Annotated in this window: 22 protein-coding genes and 1 pseudogene; 9 read left to right on the top strand and 14 right to left on the bottom strand. The window is 63.5% G+C overall.

The window, feature by feature from the left end; all coding sequences use genetic code 11:
• Positions 1-472: 472 nt before the first annotated feature.
• Entirely contained in the window at positions 473-955 is a 483-nt protein-coding gene (locus tag PVE35_RS11590) for a CinA family protein (RefSeq protein ID WP_277374714.1), read from the top strand.
• Positions 956-1,082: 127 nt separating this feature from the next.
• Here PVE35_RS11590 and PVE35_RS11585 read toward each other — a convergent pair whose 3' ends face one another.
• The 9 genes from PVE35_RS11585 to coxB form a co-directional block, all read right to left on the bottom strand.
• Positions 1,083-1,607: a DUF4142 domain-containing protein gene (locus tag PVE35_RS11585; protein WP_277374713.1), complete on the bottom strand. Its 525-nt coding sequence runs from the start codon at positions 1,605-1,607 to the stop codon at positions 1,083-1,085.
• 92 nt (positions 1,608-1,699) lie between these two features.
• Positions 1,700-2,077 (bottom strand): four-helix bundle copper-binding protein, encoded by a 378-nt coding sequence (locus PVE35_RS11580; protein WP_277374712.1) that lies wholly within the window; start codon positions 2,075-2,077, stop codon positions 1,700-1,702.
• Between the two features lie 136 nt (positions 2,078-2,213).
• A complete protein-coding gene (locus PVE35_RS11575; protein WP_277374711.1) occupies positions 2,214-2,438 on the bottom strand; it encodes a hypothetical protein in 225 nt (74 codons plus the stop codon).
• 75 nt (positions 2,439-2,513) lie between these two features.
• A complete protein-coding gene (locus tag PVE35_RS11570; protein WP_268177645.1) occupies positions 2,514-2,831 on the bottom strand; it encodes a hypothetical protein in 318 nt (105 codons plus the stop codon).
• A 120-nt stretch (positions 2,832-2,951) separates the two neighbouring features.
• Entirely contained in the window at positions 2,952-3,269 is a 318-nt protein-coding gene (locus tag PVE35_RS11565; protein WP_268177644.1) for a hypothetical protein, read from the bottom strand.
• Between the two features lie 295 nt (positions 3,270-3,564).
• Positions 3,565-4,371, bottom strand: coding sequence for a cytochrome c oxidase assembly protein (locus PVE35_RS11560; RefSeq protein WP_277374710.1), 807 nt, complete (start codon positions 4,369-4,371; stop codon positions 3,565-3,567).
• Positions 4,362-4,715, bottom strand: a complete 354-nt coding sequence (locus PVE35_RS11555; RefSeq protein WP_268177641.1) for a hypothetical protein — start codon at positions 4,713-4,715, stop codon at positions 4,362-4,364. The genes PVE35_RS11560 and PVE35_RS11555 overlap by 10 nt, the downstream gene beginning before the upstream one ends.
• Positions 4,715-7,246 (bottom strand): cytochrome c oxidase subunit I, encoded by a 2,532-nt coding sequence (gene ctaD / locus PVE35_RS11550; protein ID WP_277374709.1) that lies wholly within the window; start codon positions 7,244-7,246, stop codon positions 4,715-4,717. Before ctaD ends, PVE35_RS11555 begins: the two co-directional genes overlap by 1 nt.
• A complete protein-coding gene (coxB, locus tag PVE35_RS11545; RefSeq protein WP_277374879.1) occupies positions 7,243-8,130 on the bottom strand; it encodes a cytochrome c oxidase subunit II in 888 nt (295 codons plus the stop codon). Before coxB ends, ctaD begins: the two co-directional genes overlap by 4 nt.
• A 144-nt stretch (positions 8,131-8,274) precedes the next feature.
• On the opposite strand from coxB, the gene PVE35_RS11540 reads away from it, so the two are divergent.
• Positions 8,275-8,736 (top strand): DUF2231 domain-containing protein, encoded by a 462-nt coding sequence (locus PVE35_RS11540; RefSeq protein ID WP_268177638.1) that lies wholly within the window; start codon positions 8,275-8,277, stop codon positions 8,734-8,736.
• A 45-nt stretch (positions 8,737-8,781) separates the two neighbouring features.
• On the opposite strand, the gene PVE35_RS11535 is transcribed toward PVE35_RS11540, so the two are convergent.
• Positions 8,782-9,195, bottom strand: a complete 414-nt coding sequence (locus tag PVE35_RS11535; protein ID WP_277374708.1) for a CopD family protein — start codon at positions 9,193-9,195, stop codon at positions 8,782-8,784.
• Positions 9,196-10,186: 991 nt separating this feature from the next.
• On the opposite strand from PVE35_RS11535, the gene PVE35_RS11530 reads away from it, so the two are divergent.
• From PVE35_RS11530 to PVE35_RS11520, 3 genes are all read left to right on the top strand, one after another.
• Positions 10,187-10,738, top strand: coding sequence for an ATP-dependent Clp protease proteolytic subunit (locus tag PVE35_RS11530; protein ID WP_277374707.1), 552 nt, complete (start codon positions 10,187-10,189; stop codon positions 10,736-10,738).
• Positions 10,739-10,931: 193 nt separating this feature from the next.
• On the top strand, positions 10,932-11,396 hold the full coding sequence (locus PVE35_RS11525; protein ID WP_268177633.1) for a PA2169 family four-helix-bundle protein: 465 nt from the start codon (positions 10,932-10,934) through the stop codon (positions 11,394-11,396).
• A gap of 76 nt (positions 11,397-11,472) precedes the next feature.
• Positions 11,473-11,955, top strand: a complete 483-nt coding sequence (locus tag PVE35_RS11520; protein ID WP_277374706.1) for a hypothetical protein — start codon at positions 11,473-11,475, stop codon at positions 11,953-11,955.
• 8 nt (positions 11,956-11,963) lie between these two features.
• On the opposite strand, the gene PVE35_RS11515 is transcribed toward PVE35_RS11520, so the two are convergent.
• Positions 11,964-13,448, bottom strand: coding sequence for an FAD-dependent oxidoreductase (locus PVE35_RS11515; RefSeq protein ID WP_277374705.1), 1,485 nt, complete (start codon positions 13,446-13,448; stop codon positions 11,964-11,966).
• Between the two features lie 207 nt (positions 13,449-13,655).
• Here PVE35_RS11515 and PVE35_RS11510 point away from each other — a divergent pair.
• The 3 genes and pseudogenes from PVE35_RS11510 to PVE35_RS11500 form a co-directional block, all read left to right on the top strand.
• A pseudogene (locus tag PVE35_RS11510) lies at positions 13,656-13,768 on the top strand (glucose starvation-inducible protein B); the annotation flags it as partial.
• Entirely contained in the window at positions 13,764-13,943 is a 180-nt protein-coding gene (locus PVE35_RS11505) for a general stress protein (protein WP_268184303.1), read from the top strand. The pseudogene PVE35_RS11510 and the gene PVE35_RS11505, both read left to right, overlap by 5 nt.
• Positions 13,944-13,991: 48 nt before the next feature.
• Positions 13,992-14,198: a DUF2795 domain-containing protein gene (locus PVE35_RS11500; protein ID WP_277374704.1), complete on the top strand. Its 207-nt coding sequence runs from the start codon at positions 13,992-13,994 to the stop codon at positions 14,196-14,198.
• 255 nt (positions 14,199-14,453) lie between these two features.
• On the opposite strand, the gene PVE35_RS11495 is transcribed toward PVE35_RS11500, so the two are convergent.
• The gene (locus PVE35_RS11495; RefSeq protein ID WP_277374703.1) at positions 14,454-15,173 is read right to left on the bottom strand and encodes a ferritin-like domain-containing protein; all 720 of its coding nucleotides are present in this window, start codon (positions 15,171-15,173) and stop codon (positions 14,454-14,456) included.
• Positions 15,174-15,183: 10 nt separating this feature from the next.
• Positions 15,184-16,353, bottom strand: coding sequence for a hypothetical protein (locus PVE35_RS11490; RefSeq protein WP_277374702.1), 1,170 nt, complete (start codon positions 16,351-16,353; stop codon positions 15,184-15,186).
• Positions 16,354-16,577: 224 nt separating this feature from the next.
• On the opposite strand from PVE35_RS11490, the gene PVE35_RS11485 reads away from it, so the two are divergent.
• Complete coding sequence (locus tag PVE35_RS11485) at positions 16,578-17,489, top strand: bifunctional GNAT family N-acetyltransferase/nucleoside diphosphate kinase regulator (protein ID WP_277374878.1); 912 nt, start codon at positions 16,578-16,580, stop codon at positions 17,487-17,489.
• Positions 17,490-17,769: 280 nt separating this feature from the next.
• Here PVE35_RS11485 and PVE35_RS11480 read toward each other — a convergent pair whose 3' ends face one another.
• Entirely contained in the window at positions 17,770-18,948 is a 1,179-nt protein-coding gene (locus PVE35_RS11480; protein WP_277374701.1) for a non-ribosomal peptide synthetase, read from the bottom strand.
• Positions 18,949-19,080 lie beyond the last annotated feature (132 nt).

The raw sequence follows: 19,080 nt of genomic DNA, 5'->3' as shown, positions 1-19,080 counted from the left end.
GGTGCGTGGGATCTCGGAAAGCCCGGAAGAGGGCGCATCCCACACTCTTTTGCTGACGGGGCACGGCGGATAAAGGTTCGACCTTTTTTTGCGTGGGGCGCTGGGGATTGAGGGTGAATGGGCTTGGTGGTGGGCTAGCGAGTTTGGGGGCTTCGTTGGGGTTTCTGGACGCCATTGCGGTGTGTCAGATATTCCGGGGTTCGCCTCCTCAGGCGAGTCGCTTTCGGGCTTTGCCGGAAAAGTAGCCGACACCTTCGTTGCTTGTTCCGAATTGCCGCGTTTTTGCTGATGTTTTTGGTTTCGCCCGTGAGGGCCAAACCCGGAGTTTCAGAAAACACCGCAGCGGCGTCCCGAACACCAAAAATACCCAAGAAGTCCCCCGCCAGCGTCAATCACACACCTCGAAAGGTTGAACTTTGCCACCGGCACCGGCTTCCACTAGGCAAGCCAGCACAACCGAGGAGAACGCCTGATGGACAGTGTCGAGCAGGTGGTGAATTTTCTGCGCAAGTACAAGCTGCGCCTGAGCACGGCGGAATCCTGCACCGCCGGGCTGATCGCCGCCATGGTGGCGGATGTGCCCGGCAGCGGCGCGGTGCTCGACTGCGGCTTCGTGGTCTATTCGCCCGAGGCCAAGCAGCGCTGCCTCGGCATATCGGCGCAGACCATCGAGCGCTACGGGCTGACCAGTGAGGAAGTGGCGCGGGAAATGGCCCTGGGCATGCTGCAACGCAGCGACGCCGACATTGCCCTGGCCAATACCGGGCTGGCCGAAGCCGAGGACGAGCGCGATGGCTTGCAATGCATCGCTTGCGCCATCCGCCTGCACCAGCACGAAGGCATCGTCAGTGAAACGCTGCAGTTCAGCGGCGAGCGCAACGAGGTGCGTGCGGCAACGGCGCGCTACGCCCTGCTGCAACTGCCGTATTACTACGAGCGCCTGCGTGCTAGCTGAGCCAGGACGTTGAAAAACTGCCTGCATGGGCAAAGGGCAGGATGGTCACGAAAAGGCTCGCCAGCCCTGCCGCCAGTAGCACCGCGTGCCGGCCAGGACAGGAAGGCGAGCCAGTCACCACTCAGGATCAGTTCTCGGGCAGTTCACCGTTGATGCGCTGAGCCCGCTCCAGGTGCTTCTCGAGCTTGGGCAGGGTTTCCCGGGCGAAGGCGGCGATGTCCTGATCCTGCGCCTTCATGCCGCGCTTGAACAGCTCGATGGCCTCCTGGTGAGCGCCGACTTGGTTGTTCATGTAGGCCTTGTCGAAGCTGTCCTCGTCACGCATCTTCAACACCATGGCCTTGGCTTTGTTCATCAGCTCGGCATCGTCGGACACGTCCAGGTTCTTGCGCTGGGCCAGTTCCTTGAGCTGCTGATTGGCCCGACCGTGGTCGTCGATCATCATCTGGGCGAAGCCCTTGACGTCTTCGCTACGGGCTTTTTCCAACGCCAGCTTGGCGGCCTCGATCTCGGCGATACCCTTGGCCGAGGCTTCCTCGACGAAGTCCTCGGTGTCGATCGCCTCGACCTGATCGGCAGCCTGCAGGCTACCAACGGCAAACAGGGCCAGAGCGAGGAGGGCCAGCAAGCTCAGTGGTTTGAATGGACGCATGGTCGTTTCTCCTGTGTTTATGCATTCATGGGGGTAGAAGGCCAACTCATGGTCTTGGTTCAGGGAGAATTTGCCTAAAGGGTGCGGAGGGCTCACGACGGCGCGCGCTCGTCCTCGATCAGCGAGCCTGGATCCTCGTTGCCTGGATCGTTGATCAGCACCTCGTCGGCGCAGGCCTGGCAGCTTTGCGCGCAGGCCTGGCAATGCGTGGCGTCATGACTGAGACATTCTTCCGCGCAGGCCAGGCAGGCGACCCGGCAAAGTTGTGCACAGACATCCGCGTAGTCACTGTTTCGTAACATGAAAATTGCCGTCTGCCGACAAAGATCAGCGCAGTCACGGCACAGTTCGATACAACGAAAATAGGTAGCGCTCTTTTCGCTGAGGCACAGGGCAATACAATGTTCGCAAGCATCGGCGCAACTGTTGTATGTCATTATTTCATTCACATGATTATACGCATCTTTCATCTCTCCATTCTCCTGTACAGGTGCTGTAAAGGTTTTCGGAAGTGCAATATTCAATTGCCACTATAGTTCGACTAATATCTCGCTCCATGAGCAGCAACAGATAACTTGAGAATATCAGGTGATAAGTATTTGTTTATCACTTGCTATGTTCCGGTGATTGTGGGCCGTCATCATGTCCACGCGGCCCGGCAATACCCCAGACAACCAGGCCAATGACCGGTACGAGTCCGATGAACAATGCCCAGCGAGTCTTGCTGGGCAATGGCTTGTCACTGCGAAAGACGTTGGCGATGGCCCACAGGTGAATGAGCGCGATGATCACGGCGAGCGCGATCCAGAAATAGACGAGTGCGTCCGGCATGATCCGGTGATCCTTTGGGGTGGGTAAGAAAAGGGGGCGGGCAAGCCTGGCCAAAGGGCGGCCAGGCCAGAGCCTTCAGAAGCTTCTGCTGACGGGCGCCGCCTGGATGATCCGGTTCTGTACATGGCTGTGTGCCGGATACATTCCCGGTACGACGCTGTCGCTGCGGCAGGTGAGAAGCGAGCGGCTGAAGCGTGGGTCATCGATATCCGCAGGCTCTGCGAGCTCCGCGCTGCTGACCGTGCTACGCCCCTGATCCTGCAGGCAATCGGCGGTTATCTCCTGCAGCGAGCGGTGGCCCGCAAGGCTTGCATCGGGCCGCGTAGCGATTGCCGAGGACGAGCCGAAGGGATGCAGGATCAGCAGCGCCACCAGGCAGGTCGAACAGGCCATGTATGGCCATTCATCAGGGAGGTGCAGGCTACAGGCCGCATGCCGGCTGGCGCAGCGAGACAGAGCCTGGATACGTGGATGGGACAGTGAGTCTAGGGGTGTCGGCATAACGTCGGCTCCTCATGGATTGGTAATCTTTCTGAGGGCCCATAACCGGGCGTGACGCGTCCGGAAGATGGGCTCGCGCGAGTACGTCGGCAGTTGAGTGCAATTGCAGTATTTGACCGCTTCGTTGATCGCCTCGTCAGTCTCGTCCAAGGTCATGTCGAACTTGATGAGACGCACGGTCTGTTCAGGGTCACTGTTCGGTTCGATGACCCGAACGATCTTTTTTTCTCCGTGTTTTACCGTCAACACCACACTGCCATCGGGGCGATGAGTTTCATCGATTGCATAGCAAGAGAGTGCTGACTTGATTCTATCTATATCCGCTTTCATTGTTGCCTCCTTGTTGGGAACAACAATGAAACATAGCGATATCTTTCTGCCCGTCCAGTCGGCAGGACGAATGGTCGGAATTTCTATCAATTTGATATCAAATGACTTTGAAGTTGTGTTGCATATAATTGACGGTGTCGACAAATAAAAAATTCAAGCACGCCTGGGAGAAAGGTTTTATTGATTTTTTTCCGTCACTTGAATAGGGCGAGTAATACGATTGGGAAAGTGACAATAAAACAACTCCAAAGTTGATTGCATTTAGCCATACTTCATTCTCGGACTGGCTCGAAGTTCAGCCCGTCTGCGGCTGGCGACGCCAGATACGGCTCAGCCAGCGCCAGGTGATCCAGGCGGCGGCAGCCAGGTAGACCAGGCTGCCCGGCACCCACATCAACAGCCCTGCCAATTGCTGATCGGCAATGGCTCGCTCGGCGCCATAGAAGGAGCGATTGCCGAAGGTGAGCAGCGCCCCCAGCAGGCCGGTGTGCATCAGCGTCAGCAGTATCGCCATCAGCGCTTCTGGCACGCGCCTGGGGCTGGCGTGCAGGCACGACCACCAGAACAGCCAGGCGCTGAACAGGAAGCAGGCATGCTCGACGGCGTGCCAGGCGGGATCTCGCAGCGCCAGCAGGTACAGGCTGGGGCTGTGCCAGATCCAGATCATCGCGCCATGCAGTATGGCCAGCGTCACCGGGTAACGGCCGCTGCGCAGCACCGCGTCGAACACCGGGCGCGGCCAGTGGCCGAGCATCGCCCGCCATTGCGGCAAGGGCCGCGCCAGTGCCCACAAAGGCGCGATGACGATCATGAACAGCATGTGCTGCACCATGTGCAGGCTGGTGCTGGTTTCGGCCCACTCGTCCAGGGGGCCGAACACCGCCAGCAGGGTGATCAGCATGGCCAGGTGCATCCACCAGGCCTCGCGCCCGTGCGGGCGTACCCGGCGCGAGCCGAGGCCATAGAGCAGCCAGGCCGTGCCGAGCAGCAGCGCGGCGAGCAGCAGGGGCAGGCGCTCGTCCAGGCTCAACTCGGGGGTCAGTACGCCATGGGCGTATACCTGGCCAGGCAGCAGGGCAAGCAGGGCGAGGATCAGATGCATGGCGGCAGCAGCAGGGTGGTCAGGCCGATGAACAGCGTGGCGATCGCCCCTACCAGATGCACGCTGGCGGCCAGCCGCGCGACGAAGCCCTGCGCCGAGCCCGCGGCGCTGCGCCTGGCCGCTAGCTGAAAACGCCGCGCCAGCCACAGCAGCACCAGCAGGGTAAGCAGGCTCATCACCCCAAGCAGAGCATTGAGCCAGTTCCACGGGCCTTGCGCCGAAGGTGGCGGAGCGGCTGCGCAGCCCAGCGAAAGCCCGCTGTACAGCGCCACGAACCACAGGCTCCAGAGCACCAGGCCGAGCACCATGTGCAGCGGGTTGTAGGGGGAGCGCAAGGATTGCATCAAAGGCCTCCGAAGGTGGGCGGGAATAGCACCAGGGCGCAGTAGCTGATCCACAGCACCGCCAGGTTGTAGTGCCAGAGCTGGGCGACCACCAGTGGCTCGTAAGGTGCCTGACGGCCCACGTAGCCGTGGTGCACGCGCAGCGCCTGCAGGGCACTGAGCACCGAGGCCAGCAGGCCATGCACCAGGCTGTAGCCCAGCAGCACCAGCGTCACGGCATCGTGTGCGTTCGCGCGCGGTGCCAGTTGCCCACCGAGCATGGCCCAGAGCAGCAACGCCGATTGCAGCAGGCCGAGCAGGGCGATGCCGCTGAAGCACCTGAGCAACGCCGTCGGCTCGCCCTGGCCCTTGCGCAGGCGCTGTAGCAGCGGGCGTTGCCAGAGCACGGCAAGGCTGAGCAGCACGCCGCTGGCCAGCACCAGACGCTGGTCGAAGACCGGTTGCGGCGGCGCCTGCCAGTGTGGCGCCACCGTCCACAGGTAGAACCAGCCGAACAGCAACGACAGGTACAGCGCGCCGTTGGCCAGCAGCGTCACCCCCATGCCCCACAGGCCCGGCCCATCGCAGGTGCGCGAGTGCAGCGGCGGCTCGCCGGGTTGGGTGCGGGCATCCGGCGCGGCGCGCGGATGTGCGCCGTTCTCCCAGCTCCAGCGCAGCAGCAGCGCCAGCGCCACCAGGCAGGCGAGCAGGGCGCCCCAGTACAGTTTGAACAGCAGCCCCAGGCACAGCACGGCGATAGCCAGGGCAGCGAGAAAGGGCAGCGCACTGTTGCCGGGCAGGTGGATGATCTCGCGCACCTTGCCGGTCAGCGGCTCGACGCCCCAGGTTTCCCGGCGGCCGTGGTCGATCACCGTCAGCGCGTGTTCACCACGGGCGATGCTGTGCGGCAGTTGCGGCGCATCCCACAGCGGATGGCGGCTGTCGATGCGCGGCAAGCTGACGAAGTTGTAGGGGCTCGGTGGCAGGTGCGTCGCCCACTCCAGGGTATCGGCCTGCCAGGGGTTGTCGGCGGCCGGCAGGCCGAAGCGAAAGTGCAGGACGATATCCAGCAGCACGGTGGCGATGCCGATGGCCATGATGAAACTGCCGATCGATGACAGCAGGTTCGGCAAGTCCCAGCCCAGCTCGCCCTGGTAGGTGTAGATGCGCCTGGGCATGCCCATCAGGCCGGTCCAGTGCATGATCAGGAAGGTCAGGTTGAAGCCGCTGAACACCAGCCAGAAGCCCCATCTGCCCAGACGCAGCGACGGCATGCGCCCGGAAAAGTGCGGCAGCCAGTAATACACGCCGGCTAGCAGCGGGAAGAACATGCCGCCCACCAGCACGTAGTGCATGTGCGCCACCACGAAATGGGTGTCGTGCACCTGCCAGTCGAAGGGCACCAGGGCCAGCATCACCCCGGTCAGGCCGCCACAGACGAAAATCACCAGAAAGCCCAGCAGCCACAGCATGGGTACGTGATAGCGCGGGCGCCCCAGCCACAGGGTGGCGATCCAGGCGAACACCTGAATCGCCGTCGGCACCGCCACCAGCATGCTCGCCGCCGAGAAGAAGGCCTGCGCCAGTTGCGGGATGCCCACGGTGAACATGTGGTGCACCCACAGGCCGAAGCTGATGAAGCCGGTGCTGAGGATCGCCAGCACCACCCAGCGGTAGCCCACCAGCGGGCGCTGGCAGAACACCGGCAGCAGGGTGGAAACGATGCCGGCGGCCGGCAGGAAGATGATGTACACCTCGGGGTGGCCGAACAGCCAGAACAGGTGCTGCCAGAGCAGCGGGTCGCCGCCACGAGCCACCTCGAAGAAGGGCAGGTCGGCGGCGCGTTCCAGCTCCAGCAATATGCTGCCGAGGATCAGCGGCGGGAAGCCGACCACGATCATCATGGCCATCACCAGGATGTACCAGGCGTAGATCGGCATCTTGTTCAGCGCCATGCCCTCGGCCCGCGTGCGCAGGATCGACACTACCAGCTCGACGCCGGCCGACACCGCGGAGATTTCCACGAAGGTGATGCCGATCAGCCAGAAATCCGAGTTCGGCCCCGGCGTGTGGGCCGCGCTGGACAGCGGCGTGTACATGAACCAGCCGGCCTTGGGGGCAATGCCCAGCAGCAGGCTGGCACAGAGGATCAGCCCGCCGAACAGGTAGCACCAGTAGCCCAGCGCCGACAGCCGGGGGAACACCAGGTCGCGCGCGCCGAGCATCTTGGGGATCAGGTAGACCGCCAGGCCTTCCATCATCGGCACGGCGAACAGGAACATCATCACCGTGCCGTGCATGGTGAAGACCTGGTTGTACAGATCCGGCGTGAGGAAATCCCGCCCGGGCAGCGCCAGTTGCGTGCGAATCAGCATCGCCAGCAACCCGCCGAAGAGGAAGAAGCCCAGGCCGGTGAGCATGAAGCGCACGCCGACGGTGCTGTGGTTGACGATGGTCAGGGCCTTCCAGCCGCGCGGGTTGCCCCAGACCTCGTTGAACTGGTCGTGTAGCTGTTGCGCGTCGAGTGTCGCGTCGGCTTTGTCGTGGCTCACGGTGCCAGGGTCTCCAGCCAGTCGGCGATGGCGCCGAGGTGATCGGGGTCGAGATCGTCGTGGTGCGGCATGGCATTGCCAGGCTTGAGCTGCTGGTGCTGCTGCAGCCAGCGCAGAGTGGCGCCGGGCTCGTTGGCCAGCACGCCGGCACCGAGCTGGGCGCGGCTGCCGACATCGCTGAGATCCGGCCCGCGCGTGCCCGCACTGACACCCGCGACGCGATGGCATTGGCCGCAACGGGCCTGGAAGGTGGCGCCGGCTGCGCCCGGCAGCGCCGCAATCTGTGGCTCACGGCGGGCCTGCAGCCAGGCCTGGAAGTCTTCGGGCGCGTGCGCCTGCACGTCGAGAATCATGTGGCTGTGCTGGGTGCCGCAGAACTCCGAGCACTGGCCACGAAACACGCCTGGCGCATCGGCCTGCAGGCGGATGCGGTTGTGCCGGCCGGGGATCATGTCGATCTTGCCGCCCAGGCGCGGCACCCAGAAGGCATGGATGACGTCGGCGCTGCTCACGTCCAGATCCACCGGCTGCCCAGCCGGCAGGTGCAACTGGTTGGCGGTGAACACGCCGCTTTGCGGGTAGCGCACCTCCCACCACCACTGGTGGCCAATCACCTCGATGCGCAGCGGTGGCTCGTTCAGCGGCAAGGGCAGCATGTGCTGGCCGATGGGCACACCGAACAACAACAGCAGCACGATGCTCAGGCTGGGCAACAGCAGGCCACCGCCGACCAGCCAGCGCAGGGTGATGGTGCGCGCCCTGGCCTCGTCCATCGCGTGCGGTGCACGGCGCATGGCATGCACCCAGAGCGCGGTCACCAGTAACAGCACCAGGCTGGCAAAGCCACACATCACCCACCACAGCACGGCCACTTCGCGCGCCATGGGGCCGGCCGGGTCGAGCATCGACTGCGGCCCCTGGCAGGCACAGATAAGCGGAACTGCCAGGGTCAGCGCGGTCAATTTCAGACGAGGGCGGCGTCTTTGCCGGTGTCGGGCGCCTTCATTCATCTGCTCAGGAAAACTGCGATGCCCCCAAGCAACGAACCTATCGTCAGCCGCGCCGCCATTGCCGGCCACCCGCTGCACCCGATGATGATTCACTTCCCCGTGGCCGCCTTGCTCGGCCTGGTGGCCAGCGACATGGCCTACCTCTGGCTGGGCGACCCGTTCTGGGCACGTGCCAGCCTCTGGCTGGCGGGCGTCGGTGCCTTCGGTGGCTGGGTTGCCAGCATCGCCGGGCTGGTGGATCTGCTCAGCGTCACCAGCATTCGCCGCAAGGTCACCGCCTGGTGCCATGCCATCATCGCCGTGATGATGCTGTCGCTGGCGTCGCTCAACTGGCTGCTGCGCTATGCCGGCCCGGAGCAGGGCATGGAGCGCTGGGGGCTTTACCTGTCGCTGCTCACCGCCATGCTGATCGCCCTGGCGGCCTACCTCGGCGGACGCCTGGTGTACGAACATGGCGTGGGCGTCGATACCCGGCCGTGAGTGGCGCGCGAGCGGGGCTGGGGGCATGTGCGGGAGGCTCCTCGTTCAGAAGGGTTTGGCCAGTACCAGCCACAGCGTGCAGCCGATCAGGGTCAGAATCAGCACGCCGATCACCGCGCATTGACGGCGCAGCGAAGGCTCTGCCACCCGCTCGATACGCAGGATCAGCACGCCGCACAGGGCATGGCAGACCACCATGCCGGCCACGCTGGTGAGCTTGACGATCAGCCAGGCGTCGAATAGCTGCTCGCGCAGAAACAGCGCCGTGCCCGAGCCGATGGCCAGCAAGGCGGCCGGCGTGGCCACTAGGTTGAACAGCATGCGGGTGAGATGCGCGTGGTCGCGGTAGAACAGGTCATCGCTGCTGCGGGTACCGGCGGCGATCATCGCCGGCAGGTAGAGCAGGGCACCGCACCAGCAGATCAAAGTGGACAGATGCAGCAGTTTGAGCAGCGGCATGGAATGCGCTGGCCTCCTTTGGTTGTCAGCGGCTACCTGGCGGCTGGCCGCCTGAGGCGATGCGAGCGCGGCCTCTTCACGCCCTCGGCAGGAAAGACAAAGAAGGAGCCGCCGCAAGGAGAAGGAGGGAGACGATGCGGCGGCCCCGGGGGAATTTCGATCACAGGCCTGGATCGGGTGCGCGAGGCACCGTAATTCCCTTGTAAGCACTGAGTTCGGGCGGGCTCGATATGTTCAGGTTTTTTGTTTGGCGCCGGGCGTTGCTGCCGTGTGCTGGTTTTCGGTTGTTTCGGGGTTCGATGCTTGTTCCGAATTACCGCGTTTTTGTTGATGTCTTCGTGAGCCATGGTGCCGAGCTCGGCATGGCCCGGCGGACTGTTCGCTTAGGCTCCTGAGTCCGCCCTACGGCTGCCCTATCAAACACTCTGCGCTACTTCTGGGTTACCGCTGGTTCAGGCGCGTGCAGAGCCCGCCCAGGAGGGCGAACGGAATCGTCGTGGAAGAGGTTGAGCGACATGGATGTCGCGACGACTGCATGGATGCAGGAGGTAGAGCGACGCAGGATGCCAAAGCCGAGAGCCGCGATGGGCCAGGGATGGCCCTTCGCGGCGGGCCTCTGGAACGGCGATGGAGTGAGCGAACCCTGGCGAAGCCAGGGCCGGATGACCGGGCGGAGGGTTTTGGTTACTTTTGCCCTACAAAAGTGACTCGCCTGGGAGGGCGAAACCAAAAACATCAGCAAAAACGCGGCAATTCGGAACAAGCAGCGGGGGTTTTGTCGGGTCGGCCTGCCCGAGAGGGCGAACCCCGGAGTTTCTGAAGGCCCCAGAACACAAGGGCAAAAGCAGCACCCCCCACAGCCCCAACACCTAAGCAAGCCAATATGAACAGGCCCACCCCTGCCAGGCAGAAAAATGAAACCCTGACGGCCAATCCCCACTCCTTGAAGAGGAGGCCATCTCAAGGCGCCTCGTTGGCAGAGGAGATCATCATGAGAACCCACGTCGTGCATTTCACTGCACCGATCAACTCCTACACCTGCGGGCAGTTGATCGACAAATGCAGCCAGGCCATCCACCAGGGGGCCGATGAGCTGATCGTCAAGATCGCCACCATGGGCGGGGAGTGCAGCTACGGCTTCTCGCTGTACAACTTCCTCATTTCCTTGCCGGTGCCGGTCACCACCCACAACCTGGGCACGGTGGAATCGATGGGCAACATAATCTTTCTCGCCGGGCAGACCCGCACGGCCTGCCCGCACAGCAAGTTCCTCTTCCATCCCTTTCACTGGACGGTCAACGGCGCGGTCGACCATTCGCGCATGTCCGAATACGCCATGAGCCTGGACTATGACCTGCAGCTCTATAGCGACATCGTCAAGGAGCGCACCCTCACCGCCGAGTCGCCACTGAACGTGCTCGACTGCCTGACCTGCGCGCCGCGCATTCTCAATGCCGAGGAGGCATTGCAGGCGGGCGTGATCGACCGCATCGACTGCCTGGGCATGCCAGCAGAAGCCGTCAACTGGTGCGTGCACACTTGAAGCCGAATACCAGCCGCCTGGAAAATTACCTGAACGTTCGCAGCAAGCGGCCCGTCGGATTCCATGTACCCCGACAGGGCACTTCTTCAGGCACCCCGCTGCAATCAGCGCAACGTTGACGCGGGGCCCGGAGGTGTCCGCCAGGGGCATCCAGCAACCAGCATCGGCCGTCATCACGGCCCGGAGGTCAAACATGGATAACCCGGACGATCGCAAAGCACTCATCCGCACCCTCAACAAACTGATCGAGACCTGCAAGGACGGCGAGGCTGGCTTCAAGGCCTGTGCCGATGACATCTCCCGCCCGGACATCCAGGAGCTCTTCACCCGGCGCGCACGGCAATGCGCCGAGGCCGCCGAGGAGCTGCAGAAAACCGTGCTGGCGTTCGGTGCCGAACCGGAAGACAGCACCAGCACCGGCGGGGATCTGCATCGCCGCTGGGTCGATCTCAAGGCCCTGGTCACCGGCAAGGATGACACGGCCATCCTCAACGAAGCCGAACGCGGTGAGGACGTGGCCAAGTCGCGCTACAGCGAAGCCTTGAAGGAAAACCTGCCCAGCGACATTCGCGCCATGGTGCAGCGTCAGTACGAAGGCGTGCTGCGCAACCACGACGAGGTGCGCGCGCTGCGCAACGCCGAGCGCGCCAAGAGCTGATAACCCTCATGCCGGGCGTGCGCCACGCGCCGCCTGGCTTCATCCATCCCCGCGAATCTGAAGACAAGCAGCACGCATGCCCACCCTGGACAAGACCATCGCCCACCTCAAGCGCCTGCACCTCACTTGCTTGTGCGCGCAACGCAACTTCCGCCAGCTCGCAGCCAGTGCCCAGGCGGCGCCTCTGCGCCAGTTCCTGGCCGAGCGTGAACGCGAACAGGGCGCCCTGAGCAACTGCCTCCACGGGCAGATCACCAGCTATGGCGGCTTGCTCGCCAGACACCGTGGCCTGCTCGGCCTATGGCGGCGCTGTCGTACTGCGTTCAGCGCACTGGGCGCTCCCGGCGGTGACCGAAACCGGCTCGCCCTGGCACTGCTGTGCGAAACCGAGATCGAGCACGACTTCGAGAGCCTGCTTGGACAAACCCTGTCACCGGCGTTCAGGCGCCAACTGGTCGAGCATCATCACTGCGCCCAGGCGCGCATCCGCCAGTTGCGGGCAGCGCGTGCGCACTGGCCGCAACTGGATGCGCTCGACCCCATCGCCGATCTCGACTGAACCGCGCCTCAGCCTGGCAGCGAACGCTTGCTCAGCGGCTCGCGCGCCGGGCCGTGCCTGACGCTGCCGTCGGCCTCGAAGATCGAACCATGGCAGGGGCAATCCCAGGTGCGATCAGCGTTGTTCCAGGTCACCGCACAGCCCTTGTGCGTGCAGGCCGCGGACAGCGCATGCAAGGCGCCGGCATCGTCACGCCAGACCGCGAGCCGGTCTTCACCCTGGTTGATCACGCCACCCTCTCCGGGAGCGAGGGCAGCCAGGGAATCGATGGGCGTGTGCGTGTCACTGCTCTGGTTGAGCTGCTGACTGGGTGGCCGCCGAGGGTCGAAGAGGCTGCCCCAGGGCCAGTGCCCGCTGACGATCTGCTGCGCCAGACCATGACCGGCCGCCGTACCGTTGCTGATGCCCCAGGCGCTGAAGCCGGTGGCGATGTACAGCCCCGGCGAGCCACTGGGGTCGGGTTCGCCGACATAGGCCATGCGATCCGGCGTGTCGTAATCCTCGTTGCACCAGCGCCACAGGGGCTCGGCTACCGGCAGATGCGCCCGGGCCCAGCGTTCCAACTCGACGAAACGCCGCGCTACGTCGCCATCCTGGCCGGTGTTGAAGCGCGGCCCGAGCACGACGATCAGCGGCCCTTCGGCGTCTCGGCCCATGCGGATGGAATGCGTCGGTTGCTCGACCGCGATGAACATGCCCTCCAGCGTCTGGCCGGGTTCGGGGCGGAAGGCCATGGCCACGTGGCAGCGGGGTTGGGTCGGGCTGATGTAATCCACCGGCGTCTGCACCGGCATATGCGTGGCCAGCACCACCTTCGCGGCGCTGACACTGCCTTGCGTGCAGCCGATCCTCCAATGCCCGTCCTGCTGCTCGAAGCTCATCGCCCGACTGTGCTCGAAGACCCGTCCTCCCTTGCTCTGCACGGCATGCGCCAGGCCAACCAGATAACTGGCCGGGTTGAACTGTGCCTGGTCGGGAAACTCCAGCGCACAGGCGGTGGCGAAGGGCAGGGGCGCATGGGCCAGCACCCGAGCCTCCAGCCCCAGCAGCCGCGCCGCTTCCGCCTCCCTGACCACCGCGCTTCGGGAGGATTGCGAGAAGCCATAGGCATAGGCTGAGCAGGGCTGGTAGTCACAGGCGATGTGGTAATCGCGAATCCAGCCCGCTATCCGACGTAGCCCTTCGCGATTGGCGTCGGCATAGGCCTGGGCCATCTCCGCACCGACACTGTCGATCAGTTCGCGATAGATCAGCCCATGCTGGGTAGTGATCTTCGCCGTCGACAGCCCCGTGACCTGGCGCCCCACCTGCCGCGCTTCGAGCACCATCACCGACTTGCCGGCTTCGCTCAACGCCATGGCGGTACTCAGCCCGGCGATACCGGCGCCGACCACCGCCACCTCGCATTGGCGTTCACCTTCAAGCCTGGCGAAGTGGCCCTCGGGGGCGGAGTCGATCCAGCAACAGCGGGGTGTGGCAGAGCGCGCGGACATGGTCATTTCTCCTCGTTCGGGCAGGTCATTGCTGTGTAGAAAGCCCGCCGCGCAAGGCGGTTCAACCTTTTTCCGCAGGGCAGAATGCCTGCAGATACCGCCCATCATCGCCGCGAAAAATTGCCTGAACCGTCCTCGAATCCACCCACTCCCTCTTAGTGAGGGCCAACGCAATCACGCGAACCCTTTCCCTTTGAACGCGAAGAAATGGAGGTTTCCATGACCACGCAGAAAGGCAAGATGACCGTAGAAGAAGCAGGGCGCAAAGGCGGCGAAAGCACCTCGGCCAGCCACGACAAGGAGTTCTACCAGGATATTGGCAGCCAGGGCGGGCAGAACAGCGGCGGCAACTTCAAGAATGACCCGCAACGGGCTTCCGAAGCCGGCCGCAAGGGTGGACAGGCCAGCGGCGGCAACTTCGCCAATGACCCCGAGCGTGCTTCCGAGGCTGGCCGCAAAGGCGGCGAGAACAGCCACGGCGGTCGCAACCAGTAAGCCCATGGGCGGGGGCTTCGGCCTCCGCTCCTTTTACGGAGGTGCAGCATGACCCGAGGCATGGGTGGCGACTCGCCCGCCAACGTCGCGAACTATCTCAAAGGCATCGATTACCCCACCGGCAAGCGCGAACTGCTTGCGCATGCGCAGAAAAATGGTGCCGAGCAGGAGGTGCTCGATACCCTCGAGCAACTGCCGGAACAGCAGTACGAGAACATGGCCGAGGTGATGAAGGGCTACGGCCAGAGCCACTAGCGCCAGAGGGTGGGCCCGGATGGCACACCCCCTTCCAATGGCACCATCCGAACCAGGCAAGGGTAGGGTGGTAGCGTCTTACTCCCCGCTCGGCCGCTCGGCATGGTTCCAAGGTCGAGCTGAGCTGTCCTCGGATTTTTCGATCACCTCGCCGTGCGCACGCTCGGCACGGGTTGCGGGCGCCTGAGGGAAATGCTGGGCAAGGGGCAGGTGGGCATCCACCTTCTGCGATGGATGCCCATGGCGCCTGGCCTGCTAGACCTGGCGCACGATTTCGTCCTTGAGCCACTGACGAATGCTCTGCAGGTGTACCTGCTCCTGATTCAGCGCCTTGTAGAAGCTCTTGGCGATCTCGGGCTGGCCACAGGTATCGGCCAGCTCGATCAGCAGTTCCCAGCCGGCGTTATCGGTCAGCTCGGCGGTCAGCAGGGCATTGAGCGACTGGGCCAGGTTGGTACGCGGGTCGCTGATGGTCTTCACCAGTCCCATCGCGGTGACGCCGGCAACATCCGCACAGGGCGTCATTGCCGTGGGATCGGCGCCGAGCTTTTCCATGGCTGCCTTGACCAGCTCGAAATGCTCGGCTTCCTCGGCGCGAAAGCGTTGCAGGGTTTGCAGTTGCGCCTCGTCGACCACCTCGATGACCGAGACCTTGGCCAGCAGCGCGTCGTAAAGACGCACGCCGGTGCGCTCGAACGCCAGGCGTTCGCCCAGCTTGTCGATGAGCATTTCCGGGCTGACACCGACCAGCTTGTTCAGTGCGCTCTTGACCATGCCTTTGGCCGAGCCAGGCAATGGCACCGAACCTATGGCATCGGCACTAGCCACTTCCTCGCTGCGCACCAGGGCCAGTTTGCGGGCGTCGCCGGGCACGTCCGGCAGCACCTCCTGGCTGGCCTTGAGCATGGCTTTGGTATCGATCGGCGACATCTGCGCGCCGGTGTGGTTGAGTCCCATCTTGGTTGCGTTTTGCATGACGATCTCCTCAGGAAGCCTTCAGATTGAGTTCGGTGCCCGGCGCCCAGCGATAACCCGCAGACACCACTTCGGCCGGCACACCATCGGCGTTCAACTGGTTGCGGTAGTCACGGCTGGCCTGCCCTTCGTGCTGTTTGTCGACGTAGTCGTGGCCATTGGTGCGCAGGTCGATTTCCTCGGCCAGGGTCTTGCGCACGAACTCGCGCTGGCTCTTGAACGCAATCAGCTTGGGCACGGCACCGCCGAGAATTTCCGCCGGATCACGCCGCTCGTACTGCTTGAACAGCTCGCAGACCAGGTGCAGATGGCCTTGCTCGTAATCGAGGAAACGCTCCCAGATCGCCTTGATCCTCGGGTTGTCTTCCTGCTCCAGGCAACTGTGGTAGGCGTAGACCTCCATGGCTTCGTGAATCAGCCATTTCTCCAGAAAGCTTTCGTCCGGATCCTGCAGCGAGCCGTATTGGGTCACGTGCTGCTCCTCGACCGAGGCGATCTCGGCATAGAGCTGGCGGGCCAGCGGGTCGGCGAAGGTCGGCCCGATGTTCATGTAGTAATCGTGCGTCTGGTATTCGGCGGCGGTGATCATCGCCGCGTGGATCTTGGTGATCAGCGCGGCGGAATCGCGTTGGTAGTGATCGCGCAGATCGTCCTCGGGCGCGCGATGATGCACGGTGGTGGGCCGACCGGGGATGATGTCCGTATAGCCCTGCAGGATGTTGTTAGCGTCCTTGCCCTCCAGACGGTCGAGCATCGCCGAGTAGCGGTAGAGGTGGTCGAAGTCTTCGAGCAGGCCGAAGCGATAGGTCTGCGCCTGGTAGGGGTCGGGTTCGTTCTGCGCCACGGCGGCGGTGACCTCGATCGCCACCTGCTCGTAGGCCACGGTGGTTTCCAGCGGCGAGTGATCGGCCGAGAGCAGCCAGTTGACCATGGTGGCCTGGTGCTGCTCGGTACGCCGCACCTGCGCCAGGGCCTCACGCAGGTGGCCGTTGAAGCGCGCACCGATGTGCTTCAGACGCAGTGCATCGGCCTCGATCCCGTTCATCAGAATGATGCGCACCCGGGTGAACGCATCGTCATCGAGCTTGCTGATGGGCTTTTCCGCCATCTCACGCCAGGTGAATCGTTGTTTTTCCAAGGGGCAGCCCTTGGTGTCGAACAGGCCAGTCAGGGTTTCCATCTGTAATCCTCCAGCACGGTTGCAGGCAGTAAGAGCCTGTGCGTCTGGAGTGGCGGGGGGAGCACAAGGTTGCAGTATTACGATGAGTGGCGAAGAGGAGGGCGAACGCATCAAGGCCTCGCTTGGGGTCGGCATCGGCTTCGCTATGTTTTAAGATGCGCGGTTGGCGAAAGCGCCGTCACGGCCTCGACGGACTTTCATCCTTACCAACCAGCGGGGGGAAAATGACCAGGCCTTTCATTTCGCTGTGCCCTGAAATCACCCGGGCACACGCACTGAAGCTGATGGATTGGCTGGAGGATGAGCGCGTTACCTACTATCTGAGCGATTCGCGTGATGTCTCCCGTTCCATCGAGCAAGCCATCGATCGGACTCAATTGCCGATCCTGACCCATCTGTTCAACCAGGGCGGCCGTTTCTTCATGGCCTATGACCGGCACGACGAGCCTGTGGGCTTCGTTCGCCTGGTCAAGAGTGGCTCGAGTTGCGAGATCGTCCTGGCCATCGGAGACAGCGACAAGTGGGGCCGCAAGCTCGGCGCACGGATGATCCGTGAAGGCATGAAACAGGCCTTCCTCGACATGCGCGCCGAGACGCTCGTGGCCAAGATCCACCCGGACAACGTGCGTTCGCAGAAAGCCTTTCTGCGCAGCGGCTTCGTGCTCGAGCGCGAAACGCCGACCTTGAAGTCGTTTGTCATGACGGCGGGGCGTTATCTGCAGTTCCTGCGCGAAGGCAGCATCAGCGACCGCAGCGATATCTACATCACCGAAATCGACAAGGCCAGACTCGAGAGCCTGGTGGTGCTCGAGCAGGGGCCGGCCCTTGTCGAACTCGAGCATGAGCTCGAGCGCGCCGTCGTCGTCCAGCCGCAGCAGGTGGCGAGCACCGTGGTCACGATGAATTCCAGGACCTTGCTGCAACTGGACGACGAAGAGATCGAAGTGGCCTTGGTCTACCCGGAAGACGCGGACAGCAGCGCCGGGAAGCACTCCGTGTGCTCCGAGATCGGCGCTGCGATCCTCGGCTATCAGGAGGGCGACGCCATCGACCGGCGAATTTCCGACCGAACCCGCCGCATCGAGATCAGGAAGGTGCTTTACCAGCCGGAGGCGGCGGGGGATTTTCACCTGTGATGGGTGTTAGGCTTTGTACGAAAAGTGCCTGCGCTCGGTGATGCTGCGTTGAAATCACTCTCAGAATGCTCATTTACAGCACGTAAACTGCGCTTCTTCGAGCGATTTCGCCTTGCCTGACCTTCGCTCGACGACTTTTCGTACAGAGCCTAGCGATAACGCTTAATTCTCAGCGAGATGGAAGCCCACAGAGTCTCCCTAGCCAAGCAAGGAGACTTTCCTACCGGGAAACCTCTGCCCGAGCCCATCGCCATGAACCCGGGCAGTAGCCTTCAGCGCATCAGGCCTCCTGCAAGACCTTGTCGATCGCCTCACCCAATGCCTGGACATAAGGTGCCTTGACCAAGCTGTTGTGCGTGCCTGGCAGCGCCACAGCCTGCACCTGTTCACCCACCACCTGTGTCCAACCCAGAGTCGGATCCTGGCGTGGCTGGTCGGCAGCGCTGAACAGCTTCAGGCTCAGCGTGCTCGGCGGGGTCACGTAGGCGCCCACTGCCTTGCGAATGCCCCAGGCCACCGCCAGGTGGCTGCGCAGCAAGGCCAGGTCGATGCCCACCGGCAGTTCTTCGGGCTGCAGCCCGTGTTCACTGCACAGTGCGAGCATGGGCTCCACGGCGTTGTCCTCGGCCAGCGACTGCAGGCGCTGGTGCAGATCCTCCGGGATGCTTTGGGGCAGCCAGGCCATCAGGAACTGCGCTTCGCTCGGTGCAGGCCCAGCCTCGGCTTCGGTGCGCGCCGAAGCGTCGATGATGCCGAGGAACTCCAGGCGCTCGCCGCTGGCTTGAAGCTGGCGCGCCATTTCATAGGCGATCAGGCCACCCGCCGACCAGCCGGCGATGCGGTAAGGTCCACGGCCTTGCACCTGGCGGATAGCGGCCAGGTAGCGCGAGGCCATGGCCGGCACGTCGCTGAGCACGCTTTCATCGGCCTTCATGCCGCTGGCGGCCAGGCCGTAAACCGGCAGGCTGTCCGGCAAGGCGGCGGCCAGATCGTAGGCGTACTGCACCTCACCCCCCAGTGGATGCACCAGGAACAGCGGGCGCCGTTCGCCGCGCGGGCGTACTGGCACCAGGTTGCTCGCCTGGCCTTGCCCGGCCTCGCCGCTCAGCGTGCGGGCGAAGCCTGCCAGGGTCGGTTCGACGAACAGGTCGCGCACCGCCACTGGCTTGCCCAGCACCTTGCGCAGGCGTGAGGTCATTTGCACGGCCATCAGGGAAATCCCGCCCAACTGGAAGAAATCGTCGTGGCGGCTGATCTGCTCCTTGTTGAACAGGCTCCGCCAGATGGCCGCCACCGCCTGCTCGACGGGGCCTTGCGGCGCCTCGAAAGGCTTGGGCTGCGCCGCGGCCTGTAGCGCCGGTTCATCACTGTGCACTTTGCGCACCGGCACCGGTAGCTGAGCCAGCACCTGGCTGAGCGGCTGGGTGGCGTCGCTGATTGGCGCAGCAACGCGGCTCACGTCGAAACGTCAACAGGCCCTAGGATGTCGATACGCTGGAGCGCTCGGTTTTTTTGGGCTTGAGGGGTGTTGTGAGGGACTTTCCACTTAAAACGCGTTGGTGCAGAAGAATAGGGAAACTTGAATGCGGCT

The sequence above is a fragment of the Pseudomonas sp. AA-38 genome, assembly GCF_029457475.1.
Taxonomy (GTDB): Bacteria; Pseudomonadota; Gammaproteobacteria; order Pseudomonadales; family Pseudomonadaceae; genus Aquipseudomonas.
Note: the sequence above shows the minus strand (reverse complement) of the source record. Positions and strands in the feature narration are given on the sequence as shown.